Genomic DNA, 24,544 nt, shown 5'->3' on the forward strand with positions numbered 1-24,544 from the left:
ACCAAAGTATTTAAGTGATCGAAAGATGACTTGGAATACGGCACAAATGCGAGAACTCAACCTGTAATGAGCGTTTCAAGCGCGAGCTTGAGACACACTCGTTATAGGGTCAAGCGAACAAGTGCATGTGGTGGATGCCTTGGCGATCACAGGCGATGAAGGACGCGGTAGCCTGCGAAAAGCTTCGGGGAGCTGGCAAACGAGCTTTGATCCGGAGATGTCCGAATGGGGAAACCCGGCCCGTATGGGTCATCCCTTGCTGAATACATAGGCAAGGGAAGCGAACGCGGCGAACTGAAACATCTAAGTAGCTGCAGGAACAGAAATCAACCGAGATTCCCAGAGTAGTGGCGAACGAAATGGGAAGAGCCTTGTACTCTTTAGCAGCATTGTTAGCAGAACGGGATGGAAAGCCCGGCCATAGCAGGTGATAGCCCTGTATGCGAAAACAGCGTTGTGGAACTAGGTGTACGACAAGTAGGGCGGGACACGTGAAATCCTGTCTGAAGATGGGGGGACCATCCTCCAAGGCTAAATACTCGTGATCGACCGATAGTGAACCAGTACCGTGAGGGAAAGGCGAAAAGAACCCCGGGAGGGGAGTGAAATAGATCCTGAAACCGCATGCATACAAACAGTCGGAGCCTGGAAACGGGTGACGGCGTACCTTTTGTATAATGGGTCAGCGACTTACATTCAGTGGCAAGCTTAACCGATTAGGGCAGGCGTAGCGAAAGCGAGTCCGAACAGGGCGTTCAGTCGCTGGGTGTAGACCCGAAACCAGATGATCTATCCATGGCCAGGTTGAAGGTGCGGTAACACGTACTGGAGGACCGAACCCACTAGTGTTGAAAAACTAGGGGATGAGCTGTGGATAGGGGTGAAAGGCTAAACAAATCTGGAAATAGCTGGTTCTCTCCGAAAACTATTTAGGTAGTGCCTCGTGTCTCACCTTCGGGGGTAGAGCACTGTCATGGTTGGGGGGTCTATTGCTGATTACCCCGCCATAGCAAACTCCGAATACCGAAGAGTGCAATCACGGGAGACAGACATCGGGTGCTAACGTCCGGTGTCAAGAGGGAAACAACCCAGACCGCCAGCTAAGGTCCCAAAGATTGGCTAAGTGGGAAACGAAGTGGGAAGGCTAAAACAGTCAGGAGGTTGGCTTAGAAGCAGCCACCCTTTAAAGAAAGCGTAATAGCTCACTGATCGAGTCGTCCTGCGCGGAAGATGTAACGGGGCTAAGCCAGTCACCGAAGCTGCGGACGCACGCAAGTGCGTGGTAGGAGAGCGTTCTGTAAGCCTGTGAAGGTGTCTTGTAAAGGATGCTGGAGGTATCAGAAGTGCGAATGCTGACATGAGTAGCGATAAAGGGGGTGAAAGGCCCCCTCGCCGTAAGCCCAAGGTTTCCTACGCAACGTTCATCGGCGTAGGGTGAGTCGGCCCCTAAGGCGAGGCAGAGATGCGTAGCTGATGGGAAGCAGGTTAATATTCCTGCACCGTCGTATGATGCGATGGGGGGACGGATCGCGGAAGGTTGTCCGGGTGTTGGAAGTCCCGGTCCCTGCAGTGGAGAAGGCGCTTAGGCAAATCCGGGCGCGGGATTCAAGGCTGTGGGGCGAGCGACCATGCGTCGCGAAGCAATCGGAAGTGGTTCCAAGAAAAGCCTCTAAGCTTCAGTCATACGAGACCGTACCGCAAACCGACACAGGTGGGCGAGATGAGTATTCTAAGGCGCTTGAGAGAACTCGGGAGAAGGAACTCGGCAAATTGGTACCGTAACTTCGGGATAAGGTACGCCCTGGTAGCTTGACTGGCCTGCGCCAGAAGGGTGAAGGGGTTGCAATAAACTGGTGGCTGCGACTGTTTAATAAAAACACAGCACTCTGCAAACACGAAAGTGGACGTATAGGGTGTGACGCCTGCCCGGTGCCGGAAGATTAAATGATGGGGTGCAAGCTCTTGATTGAAGTCCCGGTAAACGGCGGCCGTAACTATAACGGTCCTAAGGTAGCGAAATTCCTTGTCGGGTAAGTTCCGACCTGCACGAATGGCGTAACGATGGCCACACTGTCTCCTCCCGAGACTCAGCGAAGTTGAAGTGTTTGTGATGATGCAATCTCCCCGCGGCTAGACGGAAAGACCCCATGAACCTTTACTGTAGCTTTGCATTGGACTTTGAACCGATCTGTGTAGGATAGGTGGGAGGCTTTGAAACCGGGACGCTAGTTCCGGTGGAGCCGTCCTTGAAATACCACCCTGGTTTGTTTGAGGTTCTAACCTTGGCCCGTGAATCCGGGTCGGGGACAGTGCATGGTAGGCAGTTTGACTGGGGCGGTCTCCTCCCAAAGTGTAACGGAGGAGTTCGAAGGTACGCTTGGTACGGTCGGACATCGTACCTAAAGTGCAATGGCAAAAGCGTGCTTAACTGCGAGACCGACAAGTCGAGCAGGTGCGAAAGCAGGACATAGTGATCCGGTGGTTCTGTATGGAAGGGCCATCGCTCAACGGATAAAAGGTACTCTGGGGATAACAGGCTGATACCGCCCAAGAGTTCATATCGACGGCGGTGTTTGGCACCTCGATGTCGGCTCATCTCATCCTGGGGCTGTAGCCGGTCCCAAGGGTATGGCTGTTCGCCATTTAAAGAGGTACGTGAGCTGGGTTTAAAACGTCGTGAGACAGTTTGGTCCCTATCTGCCGTGGGCGTTGGAATCTTGACGGGGGCTGCTCCTAGTACGAGAGGACCGGAGTGGACGTACCGCTGGTGTACCTGTTGTCTCGCCAGAGGCATCGCAGGGTAGCTATGTACGGAAGAGATAACCGCTGAAAGCATCTAAGCGGGAAACTCGCCTGAAGATGAGGATTCCCTGGAGGCTTGACCTCCTTGAAGGGTCGTTCGAGACCAGGACGTTGATAGGCTGGGTGTGGAAGCGCAGTAATGCGTTAAGCTAACCAGTACTAATTGCCCGTAAGGCTTGATCCTATAACCAGTGTGTTTCACTGGTTGACGTATCGCGTGTGCCCAGGACGGTGCCGATACCTCACAACCAAGACTACATCCCTATTCGCTGCGACGGCTCAACCCCGGCGCAGCAACCCCTTATGCCTGGTGACCATAGCGAGTCGGAACCACCCCTTCCCATCCCGAACAGGACCGTGAAACGACTTTGCGCCGATGATAGTGCGGACTACCCGTGTGAAAGTAGGTCATCGCCAGGCTCTCCCTCTCGCAAAACCCCTCGACAGCAAACGCTGCGAGGGGTTTTGTCTTTGCGGCGCTCGCGGCGCACATGGCGCCAACTACGCCATCTTCCGATTTCCTGACCGGGCCCTGCCCCGCCGTAGACAACTCGTTGCGAGCACGTAGTTTTTGACTCATCCATGCATCGCATCAGGAACCCGCGTCCGCTTCCACGGTCCGTTTCTCAGGGTGTGCGAGGATTCCGACGCCTTCGGGCTTCTGCTACCTTGGCTGCCGGATCGGGGCCGGCGCATGCGCGCCGTACGCGACTGGCGCTCGGCACCTGCCGCGTGTGCATCAAGGCTTGTTCAGGGAGTTGAGATGGAGTCGAAGTGGTGCCTGCTGGCGCTGAGCGGCATCGTGAGTGCAGCAGGACTGACCGGGTGCTCCAGCATGGCTCCTATGCAGCCGCAGGATCCGGACAGGATGGTCTCGGTAGCGCCGATGGAATGCAGTACGTTTGCCACGCGCGTGGCGACGCATGCGCAGCATCAGCAGAAGGTGACCGCGTCGCCCCAGGTGGCTGCCGCGGCGGACGAAGGGGCGGCCGGCGCCGATGCCGATGAGGAATCTGGCGAGGCCGAGCCGGCTCCACGCGCGGATCTTCCGCTGTTCTCCACTGCCCCCGTGGGCCAGCCTTATCCGTCCGGCTGGCACCCCTGGCGCATCAATCGCAACAAGACACCGACTCGCTACGGGCTCGTTGCCCAACAGGACCAGGTCGTGATGCACGCGCAGGCCGATGCCTCGGCGTCCGGCCTCTACGTGCCGCTGACCGCGCGTGACGCGGGCATGCTGCGCTGGGCCTGGCGCACCCGCGACGTGATCCGCACTGCCGACAATACGCTGGGTTCTCGCGAGGATGCACCGCTGCGCGTCTTCGTCGCGTTCGATGGCGACAAGGGCAACCTGTCGTTGAAGGACCAGTTGATGTATGAAATGGCGCGGCTGACCACCGGGCGCGAGATGCCGTATGCGACCCTGATGTATATCTGGGCCGGCCGTCGCCCGGCGGGCTCGATCCTGCCAAATCCGCATACCGACCGTGTGCGCATGATCGTAGCCGATTCAGGGCTTGCCCACACGGGAGAGTGGCGCTGCCACGAGCGCGACCTGCGTGCCGATTACCGCAAGGCCTTCGGCCAGGAGCCTGGGCGGGTGATCGCGGTCGGCATCATGACCGACACGGACAACACCAGGACACGAGCCGAGTCCTGGTATGGCGACATCCTGCTGGATTGAGCCGGCTGCCGCTTGCGCTGCTTACGTAGCTGACGTAGCTGCGGCCTGGCTCCCCTCGCTCATCGCCAGCGTGGCGAAGGAGGCCAGCCAGTGCGTGCCGGCATAGTCGCCGGCCGCTGCGTGCGGCAGTCCGGCGGCCAGATGGTCAAGGCGTGCCTGCCGCGCCAGCGGCACCAGATCGGCCGGCAGCGAGGATTCCAGGCGTCCCCAGCACCAGGCACGCGACAGGTTCAGCCCGTCTAGGTGGCTGAGCTTGGGGTCGCTGCGATCACTGACCGCGACCGGCATCAGCCACTGGCCGAGTTCGCCTGCAGGCGGCGCGAACTGCTCCCACCATTCTGCAAAGCCACATCCGTCAAGGACCTGCCGCATCAGGACGGCTTCGACCAGCCCTCCCGACAGGAACTCGTCACCGCCGGGTTCGTAGCGCGCCGGATAGCGCTGGTCGCGGCCGAACCACCCGTGGGCCCGCGCAACCACGGCCTGGCGCAAGGCAGGGTGCGGCAGTGCATGGGCGTAGTCCAGTGCCATCACCAGGGCGAAGGCGCTGTTGAAGTGCGTGCCGGTACGGACCGGGAAGTCGGCGATGGCCATGTAATCGATCAGTCGCATCGCCAGCAGGTCGGCCAGCGGCGCGCATGCGGCGCTCCAGGGCACCGCGCGGGCGTCCCGCTGCGCCAGATCGATCGACTCCGCCTGCAGGCGCAGCAGCCAGGCCCAGCCATAGGGGCGCTCGAAGGTGGCGGCCGAGGGCCGTGCGAAGTAGTCGCGCTCGGCCGCGAGCGCTTCCGGGCGCAGGCGACGGTCAAGGGCCTCGCGGATCGATTCGGCGCCCTCCAGGTCCGGGAACAGGGCAAGCAGGCGTACCAGCAGCCAGTGCATGTGCACGCTCGAATGCCAGTCGTAGCTGCCGTGGAACACCGGGTGGTGGACAGCGGGCGGGGCCAGGTCGTCCGCCGAGGTCATCAGGTGATCGACCTTGCAGGGATAGGGCCGCTGGATGTTATCCAGCGCGACCCGCGCGAAGCGGGCCGCCATGGCATGGTCGAGCGCCGGCACCGCGCCGGCCGCCTGCGTATCGGTGGCGTTCAGGCCGGAGCCAGCCACTTCTCCACCAGCCGCACGAAGAAGGTCGAACCGATCGGCAGCAACTCGTCGTTGAAGTCGTAGCTCGGGTTGTGCAGCATGCAGGGGCCGATGCCGTGGCCATGCTCACGGTGCGCCCCGTCGCCATTGCCGATGAACAGATAGCAGCCGGGCCTGGCCTCGAGCATGAAGGAGAAGTCCTCCGCGCCCATGGTCGGCTCGACGTCGCCATCGACCAGCTCGGGCCCGACCAGTTCGCGCGCTACTTCGATGGCGAAGGTCGCCTCCGCCGCACTGTTGATGGTGGGCGGGTAGTTGCGATGGAAGGTGTACTCGATGGTGCAGTCGAAGGCGGCGGCCACGGCTTCCGAAACTTCACGCATGCGGCGCTCGATCAGGTCGAGCACGGGCACGGTGAAGGTGCGCACGGTGCCGCCGATCCAGGCCTCGTTCGGCACGATGTTGGTGGCGTCGCCTGCGTGGAACTGCGTGACGGAGATCACCGCGGTGTCGATCGGCCGCTTGTTGCGCGTGATGATGCCTTGCAGCGCCGAGACGATCTGTGCCGCGGTGAAGACCGGGTCATTGCCGTTGTGGGGCATTGCCGCGTGCGCGCCCTTGCCGCGCACGACGATGCGGAACTCGTTGCTGGAGGCCATCAACGGGCCTGCGCGCGTGCCGAAGCTGCCGGCCGGCATGCCCGGCCAGTTGTGCATGCCGAACACGGCGTCGCAGGGGAAGCGCTCGAACAGGCCGTCCTTGATCATTTCGCGCGCGCCGCCGCCGCCTTCCTCGGCAGGCTGGAAGATCAGGTGCACGGTACCGTCGAAGTTGCGGTGCTGCGCCAGGTAGTGCGCTGCGCCCAGCAGCATGGCGGTATGGCCATCGTGGCCGCAGGCGTGCATCTTGCCTTCGTGCTGCGAGCGGTGGGCGAAGGCATTGGCCTCCTGCAGCGGCAGCGCATCCATGTCGGCGCGCAGGCCGATGGTGCGCGGGCTGTTGCCGTTGCGGATCACGCCGACCAGCCCGGTGGTGCCGAGCCCGCGGTGTACCTCGATGCCCCAGGCGGCGAGTTGCTGGGCGACCACGTCGGCCGTGCGCTGCTCCTCGAAGCAGAGTTCGGGGTGCGCGTGGATGTCGCGCCGGATGGCGCGGATGTCGGCCTGGGCCTGCTGGATTTCGGGGATGAGCTTCATGGTGCCGGTACTTAGGCGATAAGCGATAAGGCGATGGAATACCCCGATCATACGACGCTGGCTCCGAAAGTGCCAAAGCAGGCAGCTCGCGCCGCCGCGCCGCGCGGGGGTTTCCCCGCATTGCCGGACGATGCGGCAAGCTGGAACAGTTAATGCTTGACGTACCCGGACAGCGTCGCACCGGCATGGCAGGGCCATCGCCCTGCACCAGCTTGCGGCAATGCGGCAATGCGCGCGCGACGCTCCATTCCAAGACTGCTTGGCTTCCCACAGGGAGAACGCACGATGTCCCTTCGCAACGTCAAGAAGGTATTCGGCGCAGCGATGCTGGCCTGGGCCATGAGCCTGGGCAGCGCCGCGCCGGCGCAGGCCGCGGACCTGAAGCTCGCGATGAGTTCGCCGCCGACTTCGATGGATCCGCATTTCTATAACCTGTTCTCCAACATCAACGTCTCGGAGCACATCTTCGACAGCCTGGTGAAGCTCGATCCGGACAGCCGTGTCATCCCCGGCCTGGCCGAATCGTGGAAGCTGGTCGACGACCATACCTGGGAATTCAAGCTGCGCAAGGGCGTCAAGTTCCACGACGGCGCCGAGCTGACCACCGAGGACGTGGTGTGGTCGCTGGACCGGCCGGCCACGATCCAGAACAGTCCCGGCAAGTTCGATGTCTATACCAAGGCCATCGTCGGCAAGAAAGTCATCGACAAATACACCATCCAGCTCCGCACCGCACAGCCGTATCCGCTGATGCTGAACGACCTGACGTCCATCTTCATCGTGCAGAAGAAGGCCACGCAGGGCCTGAGTTCCGACGACTTCGCCCAGGGCAAGGGCATGATCGGCACCGGGCCGTTCAAGTTCGTCAGCTATGCGCGCGACGACCGCGTCGAGCTGGTGCGCAATCCCGACTACTGGGGAACCCGGCCGGCCTGGGACAAGGTCACGCTGCGCTTCATCCCCAACCCCGCCACGCGCTTGGCGGCGCTGCTGTCGGGCGATGTGCAGGCGATCGAGAACGTGCCCACGCCCGACCTGCCCAAGGTGCGCAGCGATCCCAAGCTGTCGTTCTTCTCCAAGATCTCGCATCGCGTGATCTATCTGTACTTCGATGCCAAGCGCGACAAGTCGCCCTACGTCACCACAAGGGACGGGCAGCCGATGGACAAGAACCCGCTGAAGGACGCCCGCGTGCGCCGCGCCATCAGCATGGCAATCAACCGTGAAGGCATCAAGGACCGGTTGATGGAGGGCCTGGCGGAGCCGACCAACAACCTGGTGCCACCCACGCTGTTCGGCTACAACCCCAATCTCAAGACGGTCAAGTACGATCCGGAAGGCGCCAGGAAGCTGCTGGCCGAGGCCGGCTATCCGAACGGCTTCGGCGTGACGCTGCATACGCCCAACAACCGCTATGTCAACGACGAGAAGATCGCGCAGACCATCGCGCAGAACCTGACGCGCGTCGGCATCGTCACCAAGGTCGAGGCCATGCCGATGGCCACCTACTCGGCCAAGGGCATCAAGCATGAGTTCTCCTTCGGCCTGCTCGGCTGGGGTGCGCAGACCGGTGAAGTCAGCTCGCCGCTGCGCGCGCTGCTGGCCTGCGAAGACTCCAAGAAGGGCTTCGGCACCACCAACTGGGGCGAATACTGCAACCCGAAGATGGACGTCGTGCTGGAGAAGGCGCTGGCGACCGTGGACGACAAGGAGCGTTCCAGGCTGCTGCAGGAAGCCACGGCGATCGCCATCGATGACGGCGGCATCATCCCCATCCACCACCAGGTGACCACCTGGGCCACGCAGAAGGGCATCACCTACGTGCCCCGCACCGATGAGAGGACCTATGCGCACAACTTCCGCCCGCTTTGAGGTCCGGCGCCGGGCCGGCCCGCAGGCCGGCGCCTAGCGCCGCAGAAGCGGCCGCGGCGGCGCCGGCGCGCGCGCAAGCGTGTTCCGGACCGCCGCGGGCGGCTTGCGACTGACGCCCACGGGCAAGGGGAACGATCCGATCATGCTGGTCTTCATCATCCGCCGCCTGATGCAGAGCGTGGTCGTGCTCTTCGTCATGTCGCTGCTTGTCTTCCTCGGCGTCTTTGCCATCGGCAATCCTGTCGACATCCTGATCAACCCGCAGGCCGACCAGGGGGACATCAAGCGCACCATCGCCGCGCTCGGCCTGGACAAGCCGCTGTGGGAGCAGTACCTGGTGTTCCTGCAGAACGCGCTGCACGGCAACCTGGGGATCTCGTTCGCGCACGGCACGCCGGCGCTCAAGCTGATCTTCGAGCGCATGCCGGCCACCATGGAGCTGGCAGTGGCCGCCATCCTGATGGCGATCGTGCTCGGCATCCCGCTCGGCCTGTGGGCGGGACTGCGGCCGCACGGGCTGGCCAGCAAGTCCATCATGACGGTGTCCATCCTCGGCTTCTCGCTGCCGACCTTCTGGGTGGGGCTGATGCTGATCATGGTGTTCGCGGTGCAGCTCGGCTGGCTGCCCTCCAACGGCCGTGGCGAGACCGTGCCGCTGCTGGGCGTGCCGGTCAGCTTCCTGACCGTGGACGGCCTGCGTCACCTGGTGCTGCCGGCGGTCACGCTGGCGCTGCTCAACGTCGCCATGGTGATCCGGCTGACGCGCGCCGGCACGCAGGAGGCCATGCTGCAGGACTACGTCAAGTTCGCGCGCGCCAAGGGACTGTCCAATACGCGCATCGTCGGCGTGCATGTGCTCAAGAACATCCTGATTCCCATCGTCACCGTGATCGCGCTGCAGTTCGGCTCCATCATCGCCTTCGCCATCGTGACCGAATCCATCTTCGCCTGGCCCGGCATGGGCAAGCTGATCATCGATTCCATCCAGCTGCTCGACCGGCCGGTGATCGTGGCCTACCTGATGGTGATTGTCACGTTGTTCATCCTGATCAACCTGGTGGTCGACATCGCCTACAGCATGCTCGATCCGCGCGTGCGCATCGCCGACAACAAGGGCTGAGCCATGACCGACGCAAGCCTGCAGGCTGACAAGCCCGACCCGCAGCCGGCCGCGCTGCGCGAGCAGACGCCGCTGCGCCGCTTCGCCGCGCAGTTCCTCGCCAGCAAGCTGGCGGTGGGCGGCCTGGTGGTGCTGGTCCTGATCGTGCTGGTGGCGCTGCTGGCGCCGTGGCTGGCGCCGCAGGATCCCTACGACCTGGCGGCACTCGATGTGCTGGACGCGCGCCTGGCCCCAGGCGAGCATGCCGGCAACGGCATGGTGTTCCTGCTCGGCTCGGACGAGCAGGGCCGCGATATCCTGTCGGCGGTGATGTACGGGCTGCGCATCAGCATCGGCGTGGGCCTGGTCAGCACGGTGATCGCCCTGCTGCTGGGCGCCACGCTGGGCCTGCTGGCAGGCTTCCTGGGCGGGCGCACAGAAGCTTTCATCATGCGCGTGGCCGACCTGCAGCTGTCGTTCCCGCCCATCCTGCTGGCGCTGATCCTGCTGGCCTTCCTGCGTCCCGGTATCGGCAACATCGTGATCGCGCTGGTGGCGGTGCAATGGGCCTACTACGCCCGCACCACGCGCAGCGCGGCGCTGGTCGAGCGGCGCAAGGAGTACATCGAGGCTGCCACCTGCCTGGGCCTGTCGCCTGCCCGCATCATGTTCCGCCACCTGCTGCCCAACTGCCTGCCGCCGCTGATCGTGATCGCCGCGCTGCAGGTGGCGTCCGCCATCACGCTGGAGGCGACGCTGTCCTTCCTCGGCCTGGGCGTGCCCATCACCCAGCCCTCGCTCGGCTCGCTGATCTCGAACGGGCAGCAGTACATGCTGTCCGGCAAGTACTGGATCAGCTTCTTTCCCGGCATTGCGCTGCTAGTCACCATCGTCTCGATGAACCTGGTGGCCGACCAGTTGCGCGACGTGCTCAATCCGCGCCTGCAGACCCAATGAGGACGATCCCGGAGTGTCCATGAACAAACCGACCCTGCTGGTCGAGCACCTCGAAACGCAGTTCTTCACCCGTGCCGGCGTGGCGCGCGCGGTCGACGACGTCTCGTTCTCGGTCGGCCGCGGCGAGATCATGGGCCTGGTGGGCGAATCCGGGTCGGGCAAGTCGATGACGGGATACTCGATCATGGGCCTGATCGACGCGCCCGGACGCGTGGTGGGCGGACGCATCGAACTGAGCAGCCGCGACGGCGTCACGCGTGACCTGCGCCAGCTCACGCCCGAGCAGATGCGCAACGTGCGCGGCAACCGCATCGCGATGATCTTCCAGGACCCGATGATGACGCTCAACCCGGTGCTGCGCATCGATACCCAGATGATCGAGGCGGTGCTGGCACACGAGAAGGTCGGCAAGGCGGCGGCGCGCGAACGTGCCCGCGATGCGCTGGCGCGGGTCGGCATCCCTTCGCCGGACGAGCGGCTGCTGGCCTATCCGCACCAGTTCTCCGGCGGCATGCGCCAGCGCGTGGCGATCGCCATCGCGCTGCTGAACAAGCCCGACCTGATCATCGCCGACGAGCCCACCACCGCCCTCGATGTCACCATCCAGGGACAGATCCTCTATGAGATGCAGAAGCTGTGCAGCGAATCGGGCACGGCGCTGATCTGGATCACCCATGACCTGTCGGTGGTGGCCGGGCTGGCCGACTCGGTCTGCGTGATGTATGCCGGCAAGATCGTCGAGGCGGGCGATGTGCACCAGGTGCTGGAGCGGCCGGCCCATCCGTACACGCACGGGCTGATCGCCTCGGCGCCGTCGCGCAATCCGCGCGGCGTGCCGCTGCGCCAGATCCCGGGCATGACGCCTTCGCTGCTGAACCTGCCGGCGGGCTGCGCCTTCCGCGCCCGCTGCAGCTTTGCCACCGAGGCCTGCCTGCAGCCACCGCCGCTGGAGACGGGGGCCGACGGCCGCCGCCTGCGCTGCTTCCACCCCATCGTCGTGCAACCGGAGGCCGCATGAGCACAGCTGCCGCACCACGGCCGGCGCCGGCTACGGCCGCTGTTCTTACCGCCACGCCGGGCGCACCCCTGCTGGAGATGCGCGGCGTCTCCAAGCGCTTCGTCAAGTCGCTCGACGTGGCCGCCAAGGTAGCCAACCTGCTCGGTGCGCACGCGCGCGAAGAGATCGTGCACGCGGTGGACCGTGTCGACCTGGCCATCCAGCCCGGGGAGGTGGTGGGCCTGGTGGGCGAGTCCGGCTGCGGCAAGTCGACGCTCGGACGCATGGCGGTCGGCCTGCATACACTGAGCGAAGGCGAACGCCTGTGGAAGGGCGTCGACCTGGATCGCCTGCCGCCCGAGCGCCGGCGCGAGAAGCAGCTCGCCATCCAGATGATCTTCCAGGATCCCTATGCCTCGCTGAACCCGCGCCTGCGCGTGGTCGACATCATCGGCGAGGCGCCGGTGGTGCACGGCCTGGTGGAGCGGGGCGGGCAGCGCGCCTACGTGGAGGACATGCTGGTGCGGGTGGGCATGGACCCGACCGTGCTGCGCCGTTTCCCGCACCAGTTCTCAGGCGGGCAGCGCGCCCGCATCGGCATCGCGCGCGCACTGGCGGTGCGGCCGGAATTCCTGGTGTGCGACGAGTCGGTGGCCGCGCTGGACGTGTCGATCCAGGCACAGGTGCTGAACCTGTTCATGCGCCTGCGCGAGGAACTGAACCTGACCTACCTGTTCATCAGCCATGACCTCGGCGTGGTCAAGCACATCAGCGACCGCGTGGTGATCATGTACCTGGGGCGGGTGGTCGAGTCGGCGCCCACCGAAGCGGTCTTCGCCGCGCCCAACCATCCCTATACGCAGGCCTTGCTGGCCGAGGCGCCCCGGCTGGAGGTGGGCAAGAAGACCTTTGTGGCGATCCAGGGCGAGATCCCGTCGCCGCTGAATCCGCCGCGCGGCTGCCATTTCCACCCGCGCTGCCCGTACGCGATGCCGCGTTGCCGCGAAGAAGTGCCGGCGCTGCGGGAAATCGCGCCGCTGCGCTTCTCGGCCTGCCACCTGAACGACCAGGCATAGAGCGCCCGCCGGTGCGGCACCGCTCAGCGGATCACCTGGCCGCGCGAGTTGATGATGGTCATCTCCACGAACTTGGAACCCACGTGGTTGTCCTGCGTGAAGTTGATGATGTAGCCGCCGAGGTCGACGTTGCGCATGGTCTCCAGCGCGCTGACCAGCTTCTCGCGCGAGGGCTCCCGGCCGGCGCGGCGCAGGCCTTCCACCATGGCCTTGGCGGCGATGAAGCCCTCGATGCTGGCGTAGTCGTAGTCGTTCGACTTGCCTGCCGCCTTCAGCAGCCGCAGGTACTCGCGCACCACCGGCAGCGTGGCATTGCCCGGGTGCGGCATCACCTGCGAGATGATCACGCCGCTGCCCTGCGCGCCCACCTGCTGCGCCAGGGCCTGGGTGCCGACGAAGGACACGTTGTAGAACTGCCCGTTGTAGCCGCGCCGCAGCGCTTCCTTGACGAAGGCGCCGGCGGTCCGGTACGCGCTGATCATCACCACCGCATCCGGCTTGGCCTTCATGCTGCCCTGCATGGCATCGCCGATCTCGGCGGTATTGCGCACCACGCCTTCGCGCGCCACGATCTGCACGCCGCTCCCCGACGCCGTCTTCAGCGCGCGTTCCAGGCCGGCCAGGCCGGCCTTGCCGTAGGCGTCGTCGTTGTAGACCACCGCCACGCGCTTGAGGCCGGTGGTCTCGATCTGGCGCACGATGGCCGCGGTCTCCTCGTTGTAGCCGGCGCGCACGTGGAAGGCGTAGCGGTTGAAGGGCTCGCGCAGGGACTGCGACCCGGTGAAGGGGGCGAAGAACGGCACCTTGGCTTCCGTCGCCAGCGGCAAGGCGGCCTGGCTGGGCTCGGTATCGACGTAGCCGAACAGGGCCAGCACGCGGTCCTGCTCGATCAGTTCGCGCGTGTTCTTGGCTGCCGTGTCGGGTTCGTTGTAGTCATCGAGCGACTTGAGCTCGATCCTGCGGCCGTAGATGCCGCCCTGCTGGTTGACGTAGTCGAAGTAGAGGCGGGCCCCCGCGCCCAGCTCCTTGCCCAGCATCGCGGTCGGGCCGCTGAGGGCGGCCGACTGGCCGAGCAAGATGGTGTCGCCGCCGGCGGCCTCGGCCCTGCCGGCACTGCTACGGTTGGCGGCGGCGGTGGCGGCGTAGGAGCCGCCGGCGCCGATCGAGCCGATGGCGCATGCCACCAGCAGGCCGGCAATGCGCCAGCGTTTGACCCCGATCTGCAATTGCATGGTATTCCCGTCGAAGCGGTGATGTTTTACCCATGGCCGCCCGCTCTGCGCCGGTGCTGGCCCAGCCTGCCGCACCCGGGCGGGCGCGGCGCGCCGGCACATCATAATCGAATACAATCGAAGCCGAGAAACTTCCCCGGGCGGCATGCCGGCCGGCGACGCCGGCGTACAACAGGGGCAGGCCGCTGCACCCGCGCCGGAACGGTCGGGCGGGCGTCCGCCAGGCCCGGCCGGGCCTCCCGCGAGCGTGTTCCACCCGCCGCCCGCTGCCCTGGTCCGCCGCGCCGCCTGCGCGCTCCGCGCCAGCCACCGGCGCCGCCCGCCGAAGCCGCTCGGACTTCCCCCACAACCCGAACGCCGAAGGACGGCGCCGCGACGCGCCGCACGGTGCCGCCATCGCCCCGGAGATCACATGGCCACTCGCATCATCCGTGCCGCCTGCCCGCACGACTGCCCCGATACCTGCGCCCTGCTCGTCACTGTCGAGGACGGCCGCGCGGTCAAGGTGGCGGGCGATCCCGACCACCCGGGTACGCAGGGGGTGCTGTGCACCAAGGTATCGCGCTACACCGAGCGCACCTACCACCCGGACCGGCTGCTGACGCCGATGAAGCGCGTGGGCCGCAAGGGCGAAGGCAAGTTCGCGCCGATCGGCTGGGACGAGGCACTCGACCTCATCGCCACGCGGCTGGGCCAGATCGCCGCGCGCGATGCGCAGGCCATCCTGCCCTACAGCTACGCCGGCACCATGGGCCTGGTGCAGGGCGAGAGCATGGCTGCGCGTTTCTTCCACAAGCTGGGCGCCTCGCTGCTGGACCGCACCATCTGCGCCAGCGCCGGCGCCACGGCGCTGCGCTATACCTATGGCGCCAGCGTCGGCATGGACGTCGAGCATGTGACCGAGGCCAAGCTGATCGTGATCTGGGGCGGCAATCCGATTGCCTCCAACCTGCATTTCTGGACGCGCGTGCAGGAAGCCAAGCGGCGCGGCGCTACGCTGGTGGCGATCGATCCCTACCGTTCGCTGAGTGCGGAGAAGTGCCACCGCCATATCGCGCCGATGCCGGGTACCGACGGCGCGCTGGCGCTGGCGCTGATCCATGTGCTGATCCGCGACGACCTGCTCGACCACGACTACATCGCACGCCACACCGTCGGCTTCGAGGCGTTGCGCGAGCGCGCGCAAGCCTTTACCCCCGCGCGCGCGGCGCAGATCTGCGGCATCGCTGCCGATGACATCGAATGGCTGGCCGGCCTGTACGGCCGCCTCGCCGTGCGCGAGCACCTGCCGGTGGCGATCCGCCTGAACTACGGCATGCAGCGCGCCCACGGCGGCGGCCAGGCGGTGCGCGCGGTGGCCTGCCTGCCGTCTCTGGTGGGCGCCTGGCGCCAGCCGGCCGGCGGCCTGCAGCTGTCGACCTCGGGCTTCTTCCCGGTCGACGGCCAGGCGCTGCAGCGCCCGGATCTGCTGCCGGGCTGGCCGGCGCTGCCGCGCACGGTCAATATGTCCACCATCGGCGACGCACTGCTGGATACCGGTAACGGCGCGGGCGGGCCGAAGATCGAGGCGCTGGTGGTCTACAACAGCAATCCGGTGGCGGTGGCGCCCGAGTCGGCCAAGGTCGCGGCCGGCTTTGCGCGCGAGGACCTGTTCACGGTGGTGCTCGAACATTTCCGCACCGATACTGCCGACTATGCCGACGTGCTGCTGCCCGCCACCACGCAACTCGAGCACGTCGACGTGCACAAGGCCTACGGTCATACCTACTTCCTTGCCAACAATGCCGCAGTCGCGCCGCTGGGCGAGGCGCTGCCGAACACCGAGATCTTCCGCCGGCTGGCGCAGCGCATGGGCTTCGCCGATGCCTGCTTCACCGACAGCGACGAAGACATCGCCGCGCAGGCCATCCTGCGCGACGATCCGCGTGCCCAAGGCATCAGCTGGGAGACCCTGAAAGCACGTGGCTGGCAGAAGTTGAACCTGCCAGCGGCACCGTTCGCCGACGGTGGCTTCCCGACCGCGTCCGGCAAGTGTGAGTTCTACTCGGAGGCGATGCGACGCGACGGCCTCGATCCGCTGCCAGCCTACGTGCCGCCTTACGAGGCACCCGCCACCGCACCGGAGCTGGCCTCGCGCTACCCGCTGGCGATGATCTCGCCGCCGGCCCGGAACTTCCTCAACAGCACCTTCGTCAACGTCGACAGCCTGCGTGCGACCGAAGGCGAGCCGCACCTGGACATCCACCCGGAAGACGCGGCGGCGCGCGGCATCGAGGCCGGCACGATGGTGCGCGCCTTCAACGATCGCGGCAGCCTGCTGGCGCGCGCCCGCGTCACCGATCGCGCGCGCCGGGGCCTGGTGGTGGGCCTGTCGATCTGGTGGAAGAAGCTGGCCGCGGACGGCAAGAACGCCAACGAGCTGACCAGCCAGCGGCTGACCGACCTGGGCCGCGCGCCGGTCTTCTATGACTGCCTGGTGGAGGTGGAGCGCGCCGATGGCGTGGTGTCCGCCCCGGCGGCGGAGATGGCCGCGGCGCCATGAGGGGACGGCCGGCACGCGGGCTTGCCGCAGCCTCGGTGCCGAAGGTGGCCACGCGTGTGGCGCTGGCCGGCGCGCTGGTGGCTGTGCTGCTGCTGTCCGGCTGCGACACGGTCCGCTACTACGCGCAATCGGTCAACGGCCACCTGAGCGTGATGGCGCAGGCCAGGCCGCTGGACGACGCCATCGCCGACGCGCGCGCCGCCAACGACGTACGGCTGGCCCAGCGGCTGGCGCTGGCCGGCGAGATCCGTGCCTATGCCTCGCGCGAACTCAAGCTGCCCGACAACGGCAGCTACCGGCGCTACGCCGACCTGCACCGTTCCTTCGTGGTGTGGAGCGTGTTCGCCACGCCCGAGCTGTCGATGACGCTGAAGACCTGGTGCTTCCCCGTGGTCGGCTGCATCTCCTACCGCGGCTACTACGACCAGGCCGATGCCGAGCGCTACGCGGCGCAACTGCGCAGCGAGGGCCTGGAAGCCTATGTGGCCGGCATTCCCGCCTACTCCACGCTGGGCTACTTCGACGACCCGCTGCTCAATACCTTCGTCCACCAGCCAGCCGGCGAGCTGGCGCGCCTGATCTTCCACGAACTCGGCCACCAGGTGGTCTACGTGCGCAACGACACGGCCTTCAACGAGTCCTTCGCCACCGCCGTCGAGACCGCCGGCGTGGCACGCTGGATGGCGCAGGAAGCCACGCCGGAGCAGCGCGCCAGCTACCGGCAGTTCGACCAGCGCCGCCAGCAGTTCCGGGCGCTGGTGCTGGCCGCGCGCAACCGGCTCGACGCGCTCTACCGCTCGCCGCTGAGCGACGCGGAGAAACGACGGCGCAAGGCCGAACTGCTCGCCGAGCTGCGCCAGCAGTACGCCGGCCTGAAGGCGGGCTGGGGCGGCTATGCCGGTTACGACCGCTGGTTCGCCGGGCCGCTGGTCAACCCGCAGTTCGCCGCGGTCGCGACCTACCAGCAGTGGGTGCCGGCCTTCCTGGCCCTGCTGGCGCGCTGCGGCGGCGACTGGGAGCGCTTCTATGCCGAGGCCCGGCGCATCGGCGACCTGCCGCCGCCCGAGCGGCAGGCCGCGCTGCGTGCGCTGGCGCCGCCGGCGGCCGAGGATGCCGGCTGGACCGACGTGGCGGTCCCGGGCGGAGGAGAGTCGCGCGGTGCGGCCGCTGCTTCTGCCGGGGTCGCCGGGAGCGCCAAGGGCGAGATGCACGGCGCCGCGGCCGAACCGCGCTGACGGCCTTGCGCGGCCCGGCAGGACTCGGTGCAGCGCGGCTTTGTGCTCAGCCGGCGGCCGGGCGCCTCATGCGGCAGGCCGAGGGCAGGTCCAGCGCGCGCGCCGGTGTCACGCTGTCCTGGCGGAAGCCGTACTGGGTGCCCTCCGCGCCCACTTTCACAGTCTTGCCGTCGACCGGTACCACCGTGGACACCACCTGCGGCAGCAGCAACTGGTGGTCGCTCTTGCGCATCATCACTTCGCCCAGCGGCGAGACGTAGCGCAGTCCCTCCAGCGCGAACGCGACCTTGGTCGGATCGTCGCTGCCGGCACGGCGGATGGCTTCGCTCAGCAATTGCACGGAGACCAGCACGCGCGGCGCGAAATACTCGCCGGCCGGGGTTTGCCGCACGCGCGCGGCCAGCGGCGCCAGCACGGGATCGTCGCTGTTGGGCAAGGCTTCCGCGACCCAGGTCAGGCGTCCCATTCTTGCCTGGGCGATCGCTTGCACGGTGCCTGGCGCACCGCCGCCGCTGTGGTTCAGGTAGCGCGCATCGTAGCCGATCTCTCCGGCGGCCTTGATCAGCAGGTTCAGGTCCTGGCCCCAGTTGCCGGTGACGACGGTGTCGGCGCCGCTGGCCTTGGCCTTGCCCGCATAGGGAGCGAAGTCCTTGACCTTGCCGAGCGGGTGCAGCGTCGCGCCGACGAACTGCACGTCCGGCCGGGCGGTGGCGATCATCTGCTGGCCGAGCGCCGCCCACATGCGTCCGTGCGCGTAGTCCTGGTTGATCAGGTAGACCTTGTGGATGTCCTTCTGGCCGCGCGTGAAGTCGGCCAGCGCGCGCATCTTCATGGCGGTGTTGGCCTCGGTGGCGAAGTGCCAGAAGCTGCAGCGCGCGCCGGTCAGGTCGGGGTCGATCGACGCATAGTTGATGATCAGGATCCGGTGCTCCGGATTGCGCTCGTTGTGCTTGCCGGCGGCCTCCACCAGGGCGCTCACCACGGCGGAGCCGGAGCCGCCGGTGAACACCGCGCGCGCGCCGGCGTCGATCGCGCTCTGCAGGGCGGTGAGGGCATCCTGGGCCGAGAGCTTGTCGTCGTAGCTGAGCAGCTCGTACTTGCGGCCGAGCACGCCGCCGCCGGCGTTGGCGTCGTCGAGCGCGAACTTCAGGTTGGCCTGGAACAGCTCGCCGACATTGGCCAGCGGCCCCGACAGCTGGTCGATGAAGGCTACCTTGATCGGCGCGCCGCCGGCATCGTCGGCCAGCGCCGGCAGGGGGGCGGCGGCGACCAGCGCCAGGGCAGCCGCCCTGGCGGCACGGGCAAGGCCGGCCGGACGTCGTAGCGCGCCTTGCCGGTGGTGCGCGCCGGGGCCCGGCATCGCTGCGTTTCGCATGGCTTGTCTCCTCTTTCTCTTGTTGTGTCTCTTGTTATTTCTCGTTGTCGTCACATGGCGGTTGCGCGCGCCCGGCGAGGGCAACCGCGCCTACCAGGTGTCGATGAAGCGGCGCGCTTCGGGCGCGCGCGCGCCGAGCGCATCGGCCGGCACCGAGGCCAGGCCGCGCAGCAGCCAGCGGCGCGTGTCGGCCGGATCGATCACCGCGTCGATCTCGAGATGGCTGGCCATGTTCAGCGCCCGCCCGCGCTGGTAGGCCGCATCGACCATGCGCGCGAACAGTGCCTCGCGCTCATCGGGGTCGGCCACCGCTTCCAGCTCCTTGCGGAAGCCGAGCCGGATCGAGCCTTCGATGCCCATCGCGCCGAACTCGCCGCTGGGCCAGGCCACCGTGAAGAACGGCGCGGAGAAGCTGCCGCCGGCCATGGCCTGCGCGCCCAGCCCGTAGCCCTTGCGCAGCACCACGGTGAAGAACGGCACGCGCAGCGCGCCCGCGGTGACGAACAGGCGCGACACGTGGCGCACGGTGGCGGTCTTCTCGGCCTCGGGACCGACCATGAAGCCCGGCGTGTCGCACAGCGACAGCAGCGGCAGCCCGTGCGCGTCGCACAGCTGCATGAAGCGCGCGGCCTTGTCGGCGGCGGCCGCGTCGATGGCGCCGCCCAGGTGGCGCGGGTTGTTGGCGATGCAGCCGAAGGCGCGCCCTTCGATGCGGATCAGCGCGGTCAGGATGCCGCTGCCGAAGGCGGGGCGCAGTTCGAGCACCGAGCCGGTGTCGGCCAGCGCCTCGATCACGGCGCGCATGTCGTAGCTGCGCAGCCGGTTCTCCGGGATCACATGGCGCAGCCGGCGCGCGTCGCCGGCCTCCCAATGCGTGGCGTCGCCCTGGAAATAGGACAGGTAGCGGCGCGCGGCTTCCACGGCCTGCTGCTCGTCCTCGACCAGCACGTCGATCACGCCGTTGGGCGCCTGCACGCCGACCGGGCCGACTTCCTCGGGTGCGTACACGCCCAGGCCACCGCCTTCGATCATGGCGGGACCGCCCATGCCGATGGTGGCGCTGCGCGTGGCGATGATGACGTCGGCGCAGCCCAGCAGCGCGGCGTTGCCGGCGAAGCAGCGCCCGTGCACGATGCCGACCAGCGGCACCTGGCCCGACAAGCGCGCGAACTGGATGAATGAGGTGCAGTCGAGGCCGGCCACCACCGGCATGTCGGTGTCGCCGGGCCGGCCGCCGCCGCCTTCGGCGAACAGCACCACCGGCACGCGCCACTGGCGCGCCAGCGCCAGCATGCGATCCAGTTTCTTGTGGCCGTAGAAGCCCTGGGTGCCGGCCAGCACGGTGTAGTCGTAGGCCAGTACCATGCAGCGCGTGTCGGCTGCACTGGTGGCGCCGGCGTTGACGGTGCCGATGCCGGTGACGATGCCGTCCGCCGGCGTGGCGCGCACCAGGTCGTCGACGCTGCGGCGCTGGCGCTGGGCCGCGATGGCCAGCGCGCCGTATTCGATGAAGGAGTCCGGGTCGCACAGCTGCTCGATGTTCTCGCGCGCGGTGCGCCCGCCTTGCCGGTGACGCTTGGCGACGGCGTCCGGCCGCGCCGCGTCCAGGCCGAAGGCGATGCGCTCGAGGGCATCGCGCAGGTCGGCGCGGATGTGGTCGGGCGCGGCTTCGTGCTGCGTCGACTGGTGGCCGGTCTCATCGTCGCCATCGGCTTCGAGCCACAGCACCGGGGCGCCGGCGCGGACCGTGCCGCCGGGCGCCGCGAGCACGCGCAGCACGGTGCCCGACGCCGGTGCGTCGAGCGTGTGCTCCATCTTCATGGCCTCGATCACGGCGAGCGATTGCCCGCGCCTCACGCGCTCGCCGACGGCGACCTGCAGTGCGGCGAGGGCGCCGTCCATCGGCGCGGCCACGGCGACGGCATGGTCGGGCAGCGGTTCGGCGGCGGTGGCGGCCGCCGTGTCGTACATGCCGCCGGCGGCACGGGCATGCAGGGCGGGATGCGGATCGTCCGCCGCGGCCCTGGCGGCCAGCGCGGGCAGGGCCTCGTCGAGGTACTGGGTGTGGACGGCGTTGGCCCGCACCGCGTCCTGCTGCAGCAGTTCCTGCAGCAGGCGCCGGTTGGTGGCGATGCCCTCGATGCGGAACTCGCACAGGGCGCGGTAGGCGAGGGCGAGCGCGCGGCCGTAGTCGCCGCCCGGCTCGTGCACGATCAGCTTGGCGAGCAGGGAGTCGAAGCGCGGATTGACCACCATGCCGGCAAAGCCGGCGCCATCGACGCGCACGCCCGGGCCGCTGGGCGGCTCGTAGGCGCTCAGCATGCCAGCGGCAGGACGCAGCTGTCCGTTGCCGTCGACCTGTTCGGCGTTCAGGCGCAATTGCACCGCCACGCCGCGCGGCGCCGGCGCCGTGGCCAGGCCGAGGCGCGCCAGGGTGGCATCGCCAGCCAGGGCGAGCTGGAGCTGCACCAGGTCCACGCCGGTGACCATCTCGGTGACGGTGTGCTCGACCTGCAGGCGTGGATTGGCCTCCATGAACCACAGCGCAGCCTCGTGCCGTCCCTGGCGCGGCGCCTCCACCAGGAACTCGAAGGTGCCGATGCCGCGGTAGGCCGCCGCGCGCGCCAGCGTCAGCGCGGCCTGCGCCACGCGTGCGCGCGTGCGCGCATCGAGCGACGGGCTGGGCGCGATCTCGACCAGCTTCTGGTGGCGCCGCTGCAGGCTGCATTCGCGCTCGCCCAGCGCGATCGCGTTACCGGTGGCGTCAGCCGCCACCTGGACCTCGATGTGGCGCGGTGCCTCGACGATGCGCTCGACGTAGACCGCGCCATTGCCGAAGGCCGCGGTGGCTTCCGAGACGCAGCGCGCGTAAGCCTCGTCGATCTGCGCCGCGTCATGCACGGCCCGCATGCCACGCCCGCCGCCCCCGGCGAGCGCCTTGATCATCATGCCGGCGCCGGGCGACTCGGCCTGCAGCGTGGCGAAGAAAGCGCGGGCGCCATCCAGCGTGGTGGGGCCGGTGGTTCCTGCCACCACCGGCACGTCGTGCTCGCGGGCCAGCGCGCGGGCGCGTGCCTTGTCGCCGAACAGCCGCAGCACGTCCGGCGCGGGGCCGACGAAGCCGAGCCCGGCATCCAGGCAGGCCTGGGCGAAGTCGGCGTTCTCCGACAGGAAGCCGTAACCCGGATGGACCAGGGTGCAGCCGGCGGCGCGCGCCGCGGCCACCACCTGGGCAATATCGAGGTAGGCGCGCGGGCCGCTGCCCGGCAAGGCCACGGCCTGGTCGGCCTTGCGCACGTGCAGCGCGTCGCGGTCATCCTCGCTGTAGAGGGCGACGGTGGGGATGTCCAGCGCGGCCGCGGCGCGGGCGATGCGGATGGCGATCTCGCCGCGGTTGGCGATCAGCAGCTTCGGGGTGGTCATGATGCAGAGGTCGGAGGAGTCGGGAGCCCGTGGGCGGCCGGTGGAAGCCGGCCCCGGGGGCGATGGTGGGTGCGCCGTAGCCGGTGCCCTGGCCGGCGGCGCGGCTCGGACCCGCGGGGCGTCAGCGCACCGCGGCCGCGAGGTCGGCCAGGTCCTGCTTGCGCACCTTGCCGGTGGCGGTCAGCGGCAGGGCGTCGACGATGCGCAGCAGCGGCACCTTGTAGACAGCCATGTTGGCGCGGCACCAGGCGGTCAGCGCGGCTTCGTCGAGCGTGCCGGCGGCTTCGGGCTTGAGCATCACGAAGGCTATCGGCAGCTGGCCGCGGTCTTCGTCCGGGCGCCCCAGCACGGCGGAGCCGAGCACCGCCGGGTGCTGGCCGAGCAGGGCCTCGATCTCGGCCGGGAACACGCTCATGCCGTTGACCTTGAGCATCTCCTTGCGCCGGCCCAGGTAGTGCAGGTAGCCCTGCGTGTCGATCACGCCGATGTCGCCGGTGTGGAACCAGCCGCCGCGCAGCGACTCGCGCGTGGCCTCGGGCTTGTTCCAGTAGCCCTTGAGCAGCGTTGGCGTGCGCACGCACAGTTCGCCCTCCGTGCCCGGCGGCAGCAGTGCGCCGCTGTCGAAGTCGCAGATCTTGAACTCGGTGCCCGGGACCGGCAGGCCGACGAAGATGGGCTGGGAGCGCAGGTCGAGATCGTCCCCCTGCATGCCCAGCGTGAAGGTGTTGCAGGTCTGGGTCTCGGTCATGCCCCAGGCGGTTTCGGCGATGGTCGAGCCGGTCAGTGCCTGCCAGCGGCGCCGGTAGTCCAGGTTGAGCTTCTTGACGAAGGACGACACGCCCACGTGCCGCAGGGAGCGCAGCGAATACTGCGATACGCGCGGGTGGTCCATCACCTCCACCACGCTGTCGACCAGCATGGAGGCATTGGTGACGCGGTAGCGTTCGACCGCGGCCATGAAGGTCTCGGCATCCCAGCGTGCTAGCAGGACCAGCGGCGTGCCGTAGAAGACCGGGAAGATCAGGCACAGGTTTTCGCCGGCGATCCAGAACTCGGGAAAGAAGCCGAGCATCACGGCCTGTTCGTCGAGCGGCAGCGAGACCGCGCCGAAGGCTGCCGCCATGTCGACCATGTCGCCCTGGGTGTGGATGCAGCCCTTGGGCAGGCCGGTGGTGCCGCCGGTGTAGTTAAGCGCGGCCACGGCGTCGAGCGCGGGCGCGGCCTGTGGCGCGGGCGCCTGGCAGGCGGCCAGCGCTGGCAGCAGGTCGATGGCATGGTCCTGCGGTTCGGCCGGGCAGCGCGGCGCCTGGGCCATCGGCGGCAGGGGCAGCGTCGGTGCGGCCGGCACCACGTCGGCGAAGCTGGTGTAGAACAGGCTGGCGAGGGGATCCTCCGCGCCCAGCGCGCCGCGCGCATCGCGCACCAGCGGCAGCAACTGGTCCAGCGCGACCAGCGCGCGCGGCGTGCTGTCGCGCAGGGCGTGCAGCAGCTCGGCGCGCTGGGAGAGCGGGCTGACCGGCACGTAGACCGCGCCCAGCTTCAGGATGCCGAAGAAGACCACGTGGAATTGCGGGCAGTTCGGCAGCAGCACCGCCACGCGGTCGCCGGCGCCGATGCCGTGCGCGGCCAGCAGCGCGGCACAGCGGTCGCTCAGCGCATCCAGTTCGCCGTAGGTGGTCTGGTGCCCGTAGAAGAGCACGGCGGGCTGTCCGGGCCGCGTGCGGCCCCAGTGGCGCAGCATCTCGCTGAGCGGCTGGCGCCCCAGCGGGTAGACCGGCTCGCGTGGCGTGCCGGCAGGCCATGCGCGCTGCCAGCGCTGGTGCAGGTCGTCGAGATAGGCGGCTTCGTCGGCGGCCGCGGCCGGCCCCTGGGCGGTATGGTCCATCGGTGCGGGTCTCCTCGCGAGTGCGACGCGCCGGCGATGCAGCGCATCTACCTTTTGGTATATTTATTTACCTCTTGGTAAGA

14 protein-coding genes and 2 rRNA genes are annotated in these 24,544 nt (G+C 67.5%); 10 read left to right on the forward strand and 6 right to left on the reverse strand.

Annotated features, from left to right (window positions below):
- The first annotated feature begins 107 nt into the window (after positions 1–107).
- The 3 genes from BKK79_RS13310 (at position 108) to BKK79_RS13320 (ending at position 4,486) form a co-directional block, all read left to right on the forward strand.
- Positions 108–2,986, forward strand: a 23S ribosomal RNA gene (locus BKK79_RS13310).
- A 122-nt stretch (positions 2,987–3,108) separates the two neighbouring features.
- Positions 3,109–3,222 (forward strand): 5S ribosomal RNA (gene rrf / locus BKK79_RS13315).
- A gap of 343 nt (positions 3,223–3,565) precedes the next feature.
- Positions 3,566–4,486: a DUF3047 domain-containing protein gene (locus tag BKK79_RS13320; RefSeq protein WP_071037858.1), complete on the forward strand. Its 921-nt coding sequence runs from the start codon at positions 3,566–3,568 to the stop codon at positions 4,484–4,486.
- Positions 4,487–4,507: 21 nt separating this feature from the next.
- On the opposite strand, the gene BKK79_RS13325 is transcribed toward BKK79_RS13320, so the two are convergent.
- Together BKK79_RS13325 and BKK79_RS13330 are read right to left on the reverse strand one after the other, a co-directional pair.
- The gene (locus BKK79_RS13325; protein WP_071038535.1) at positions 4,508–5,524 is read right to left on the reverse strand and encodes a DUF2891 domain-containing protein; all 1,017 of its coding nucleotides are present in this window, start codon (positions 5,522–5,524) and stop codon (positions 4,508–4,510) included.
- Positions 5,525–5,574: 50 nt separating this feature from the next.
- The gene (locus tag BKK79_RS13330) at positions 5,575–6,768 is read right to left on the reverse strand and encodes a M20 aminoacylase family protein (RefSeq protein WP_071037859.1); all 1,194 of its coding nucleotides are present in this window, start codon (positions 6,766–6,768) and stop codon (positions 5,575–5,577) included.
- Positions 6,769–7,053: 285 nt separating this feature from the next.
- Here BKK79_RS13330 and BKK79_RS13335 point away from each other — a divergent pair, with 285 nt between their 5' ends.
- The 5 genes from BKK79_RS13335 (at position 7,054) to BKK79_RS13355 (ending at position 12,769) form a co-directional block, all read left to right on the forward strand.
- Positions 7,054–8,640, forward strand: a complete 1,587-nt coding sequence (locus tag BKK79_RS13335; protein ID WP_071037860.1) for an ABC transporter substrate-binding protein — start codon at positions 7,054–7,056, stop codon at positions 8,638–8,640.
- 142 nt (positions 8,641–8,782) lie between these two features.
- Positions 8,783–9,760 (forward strand): ABC transporter permease, encoded by a 978-nt coding sequence (locus BKK79_RS13340; protein WP_071038536.1) that lies wholly within the window; start codon positions 8,783–8,785, stop codon positions 9,758–9,760.
- A 3-nt stretch (positions 9,761–9,763) separates the two neighbouring features.
- Positions 9,764–10,696 (forward strand): ABC transporter permease, encoded by a 933-nt coding sequence (locus tag BKK79_RS13345; RefSeq protein ID WP_071015631.1) that lies wholly within the window; start codon positions 9,764–9,766, stop codon positions 10,694–10,696.
- 19 nt (positions 10,697–10,715) lie between these two features.
- Positions 10,716–11,714, forward strand: coding sequence for an ABC transporter ATP-binding protein (locus tag BKK79_RS13350; RefSeq protein ID WP_071015630.1), 999 nt, complete (start codon positions 10,716–10,718; stop codon positions 11,712–11,714).
- On the forward strand, positions 11,711–12,769 hold the full coding sequence (locus BKK79_RS13355) for an ABC transporter ATP-binding protein (protein WP_071015628.1): 1,059 nt from the start codon (positions 11,711–11,713) through the stop codon (positions 12,767–12,769). The genes BKK79_RS13350 and BKK79_RS13355 overlap by 4 nt, the downstream gene beginning before the upstream one ends.
- 23 nt (positions 12,770–12,792) lie before the next feature.
- On the opposite strand, the gene BKK79_RS13360 is transcribed toward BKK79_RS13355, so the two are convergent.
- Positions 12,793–14,001 (reverse strand): ABC transporter substrate-binding protein, encoded by a 1,209-nt coding sequence (locus BKK79_RS13360; RefSeq protein ID WP_071015626.1) that lies wholly within the window; start codon positions 13,999–14,001, stop codon positions 12,793–12,795.
- Between the two features lie 412 nt (positions 14,002–14,413).
- On the opposite strand from BKK79_RS13360, the gene BKK79_RS13365 reads away from it, so the two are divergent.
- Together BKK79_RS13365 and BKK79_RS13370 are read left to right on the forward strand one after the other, a co-directional pair.
- Entirely contained in the window at positions 14,414–16,543 is a 2,130-nt protein-coding gene (locus tag BKK79_RS13365) for a molybdopterin-containing oxidoreductase family protein (RefSeq protein WP_071015624.1), read from the forward strand.
- The gene (locus tag BKK79_RS13370; RefSeq protein WP_071037861.1) at positions 16,540–17,778 is read left to right on the forward strand and encodes an aminopeptidase; all 1,239 of its coding nucleotides are present in this window, start codon (positions 16,540–16,542) and stop codon (positions 17,776–17,778) included. The genes BKK79_RS13365 and BKK79_RS13370 overlap by 4 nt, the downstream gene beginning before the upstream one ends.
- Positions 17,779–17,824: 46 nt before the next feature.
- Here the strand turns inward: BKK79_RS13370 and BKK79_RS13375 are convergent, their stop codons facing one another.
- The 3 genes from BKK79_RS13375 to BKK79_RS13385 all read right to left on the reverse strand — a co-directional run bounded on the left by BKK79_RS13375 (position 17,825) and on the right by BKK79_RS13385 (position 24,461).
- Positions 17,825–19,153, reverse strand: coding sequence for a branched-chain amino acid ABC transporter substrate-binding protein (locus BKK79_RS13375; protein WP_232346216.1), 1,329 nt, complete (start codon positions 19,151–19,153; stop codon positions 17,825–17,827).
- Between the two features lie 90 nt (positions 19,154–19,243).
- Positions 19,244–22,576 (reverse strand): acetyl-CoA carboxylase family protein, encoded by a 3,333-nt coding sequence (locus BKK79_RS13380; RefSeq protein WP_071037862.1) that lies wholly within the window; start codon positions 22,574–22,576, stop codon positions 19,244–19,246.
- 121 nt (positions 22,577–22,697) lie between these two features.
- Complete coding sequence (locus BKK79_RS13385; protein ID WP_071015619.1) at positions 22,698–24,461, reverse strand: AMP-binding protein; 1,764 nt, start codon at positions 24,459–24,461, stop codon at positions 22,698–22,700.
- Between the last annotated feature and the right edge of the window lie 83 nt (positions 24,462–24,544).

This window comes from Cupriavidus sp. USMAA2-4 (genome assembly GCF_001854305.1).
GTDB classification, from domain to species: domain Bacteria; phylum Pseudomonadota; class Gammaproteobacteria; order Burkholderiales; family Burkholderiaceae; genus Cupriavidus; species Cupriavidus malaysiensis.

Bases quoted from the DNA above. Each gene is read 5' to 3' on its own strand.
- BKK79_RS13340 (WP_071038536.1), top strand. From the start codon at position 8,783: ATGCTGGTCTTCATCATCCGCCGCCTGATGCAGAGCGTGGTCGTGCTC.
- BKK79_RS13375 (WP_232346216.1), bottom strand. From the start codon at position 19,153: ATGCGAAACGCAGCGATGCCGGGCCCCGGCGCGCACCACCGGCAAGGC.
- BKK79_RS13350 (WP_071015630.1), top strand. From the start codon at position 10,716: ATGAACAAACCGACCCTGCTGGTCGAGCACCTCGAAACGCAGTTCTTC.
- BKK79_RS13355 (WP_071015628.1), top strand. From the start codon at position 11,711: ATGAGCACAGCTGCCGCACCACGGCCGGCGCCGGCTACGGCCGCTGTT.
- BKK79_RS13320 (WP_071037858.1), top strand. From the start codon at position 3,566: ATGGAGTCGAAGTGGTGCCTGCTGGCGCTGAGCGGCATCGTGAGTGCA.
- BKK79_RS13365 (WP_071015624.1), top strand. From the start codon at position 14,414: ATGGCCACTCGCATCATCCGTGCCGCCTGCCCGCACGACTGCCCCGAT.
- BKK79_RS13330 (WP_071037859.1), bottom strand. From the start codon at position 6,768: ATGAAGCTCATCCCCGAAATCCAGCAGGCCCAGGCCGACATCCGCGCC.
- BKK79_RS13370 (WP_071037861.1), top strand. From the start codon at position 16,540: ATGAGGGGACGGCCGGCACGCGGGCTTGCCGCAGCCTCGGTGCCGAAG.
- BKK79_RS13360 (WP_071015626.1), bottom strand. From the start codon at position 14,001: ATGCAATTGCAGATCGGGGTCAAACGCTGGCGCATTGCCGGCCTGCTG.
- BKK79_RS13380 (WP_071037862.1), bottom strand. From the start codon at position 22,576: ATGACCACCCCGAAGCTGCTGATCGCCAACCGCGGCGAGATCGCCATC.
- BKK79_RS13335 (WP_071037860.1), top strand. From the start codon at position 7,054: ATGTCCCTTCGCAACGTCAAGAAGGTATTCGGCGCAGCGATGCTGGCC.
- BKK79_RS13345 (WP_071015631.1), top strand. From the start codon at position 9,764: ATGACCGACGCAAGCCTGCAGGCTGACAAGCCCGACCCGCAGCCGGCC.
- BKK79_RS13385 (WP_071015619.1), bottom strand. From the start codon at position 24,461: ATGGACCATACCGCCCAGGGGCCGGCCGCGGCCGCCGACGAAGCCGCC.
- BKK79_RS13325 (WP_071038535.1), bottom strand. From the start codon at position 5,524: ATGGCGGCCCGCTTCGCGCGGGTCGCGCTGGATAACATCCAGCGGCCC.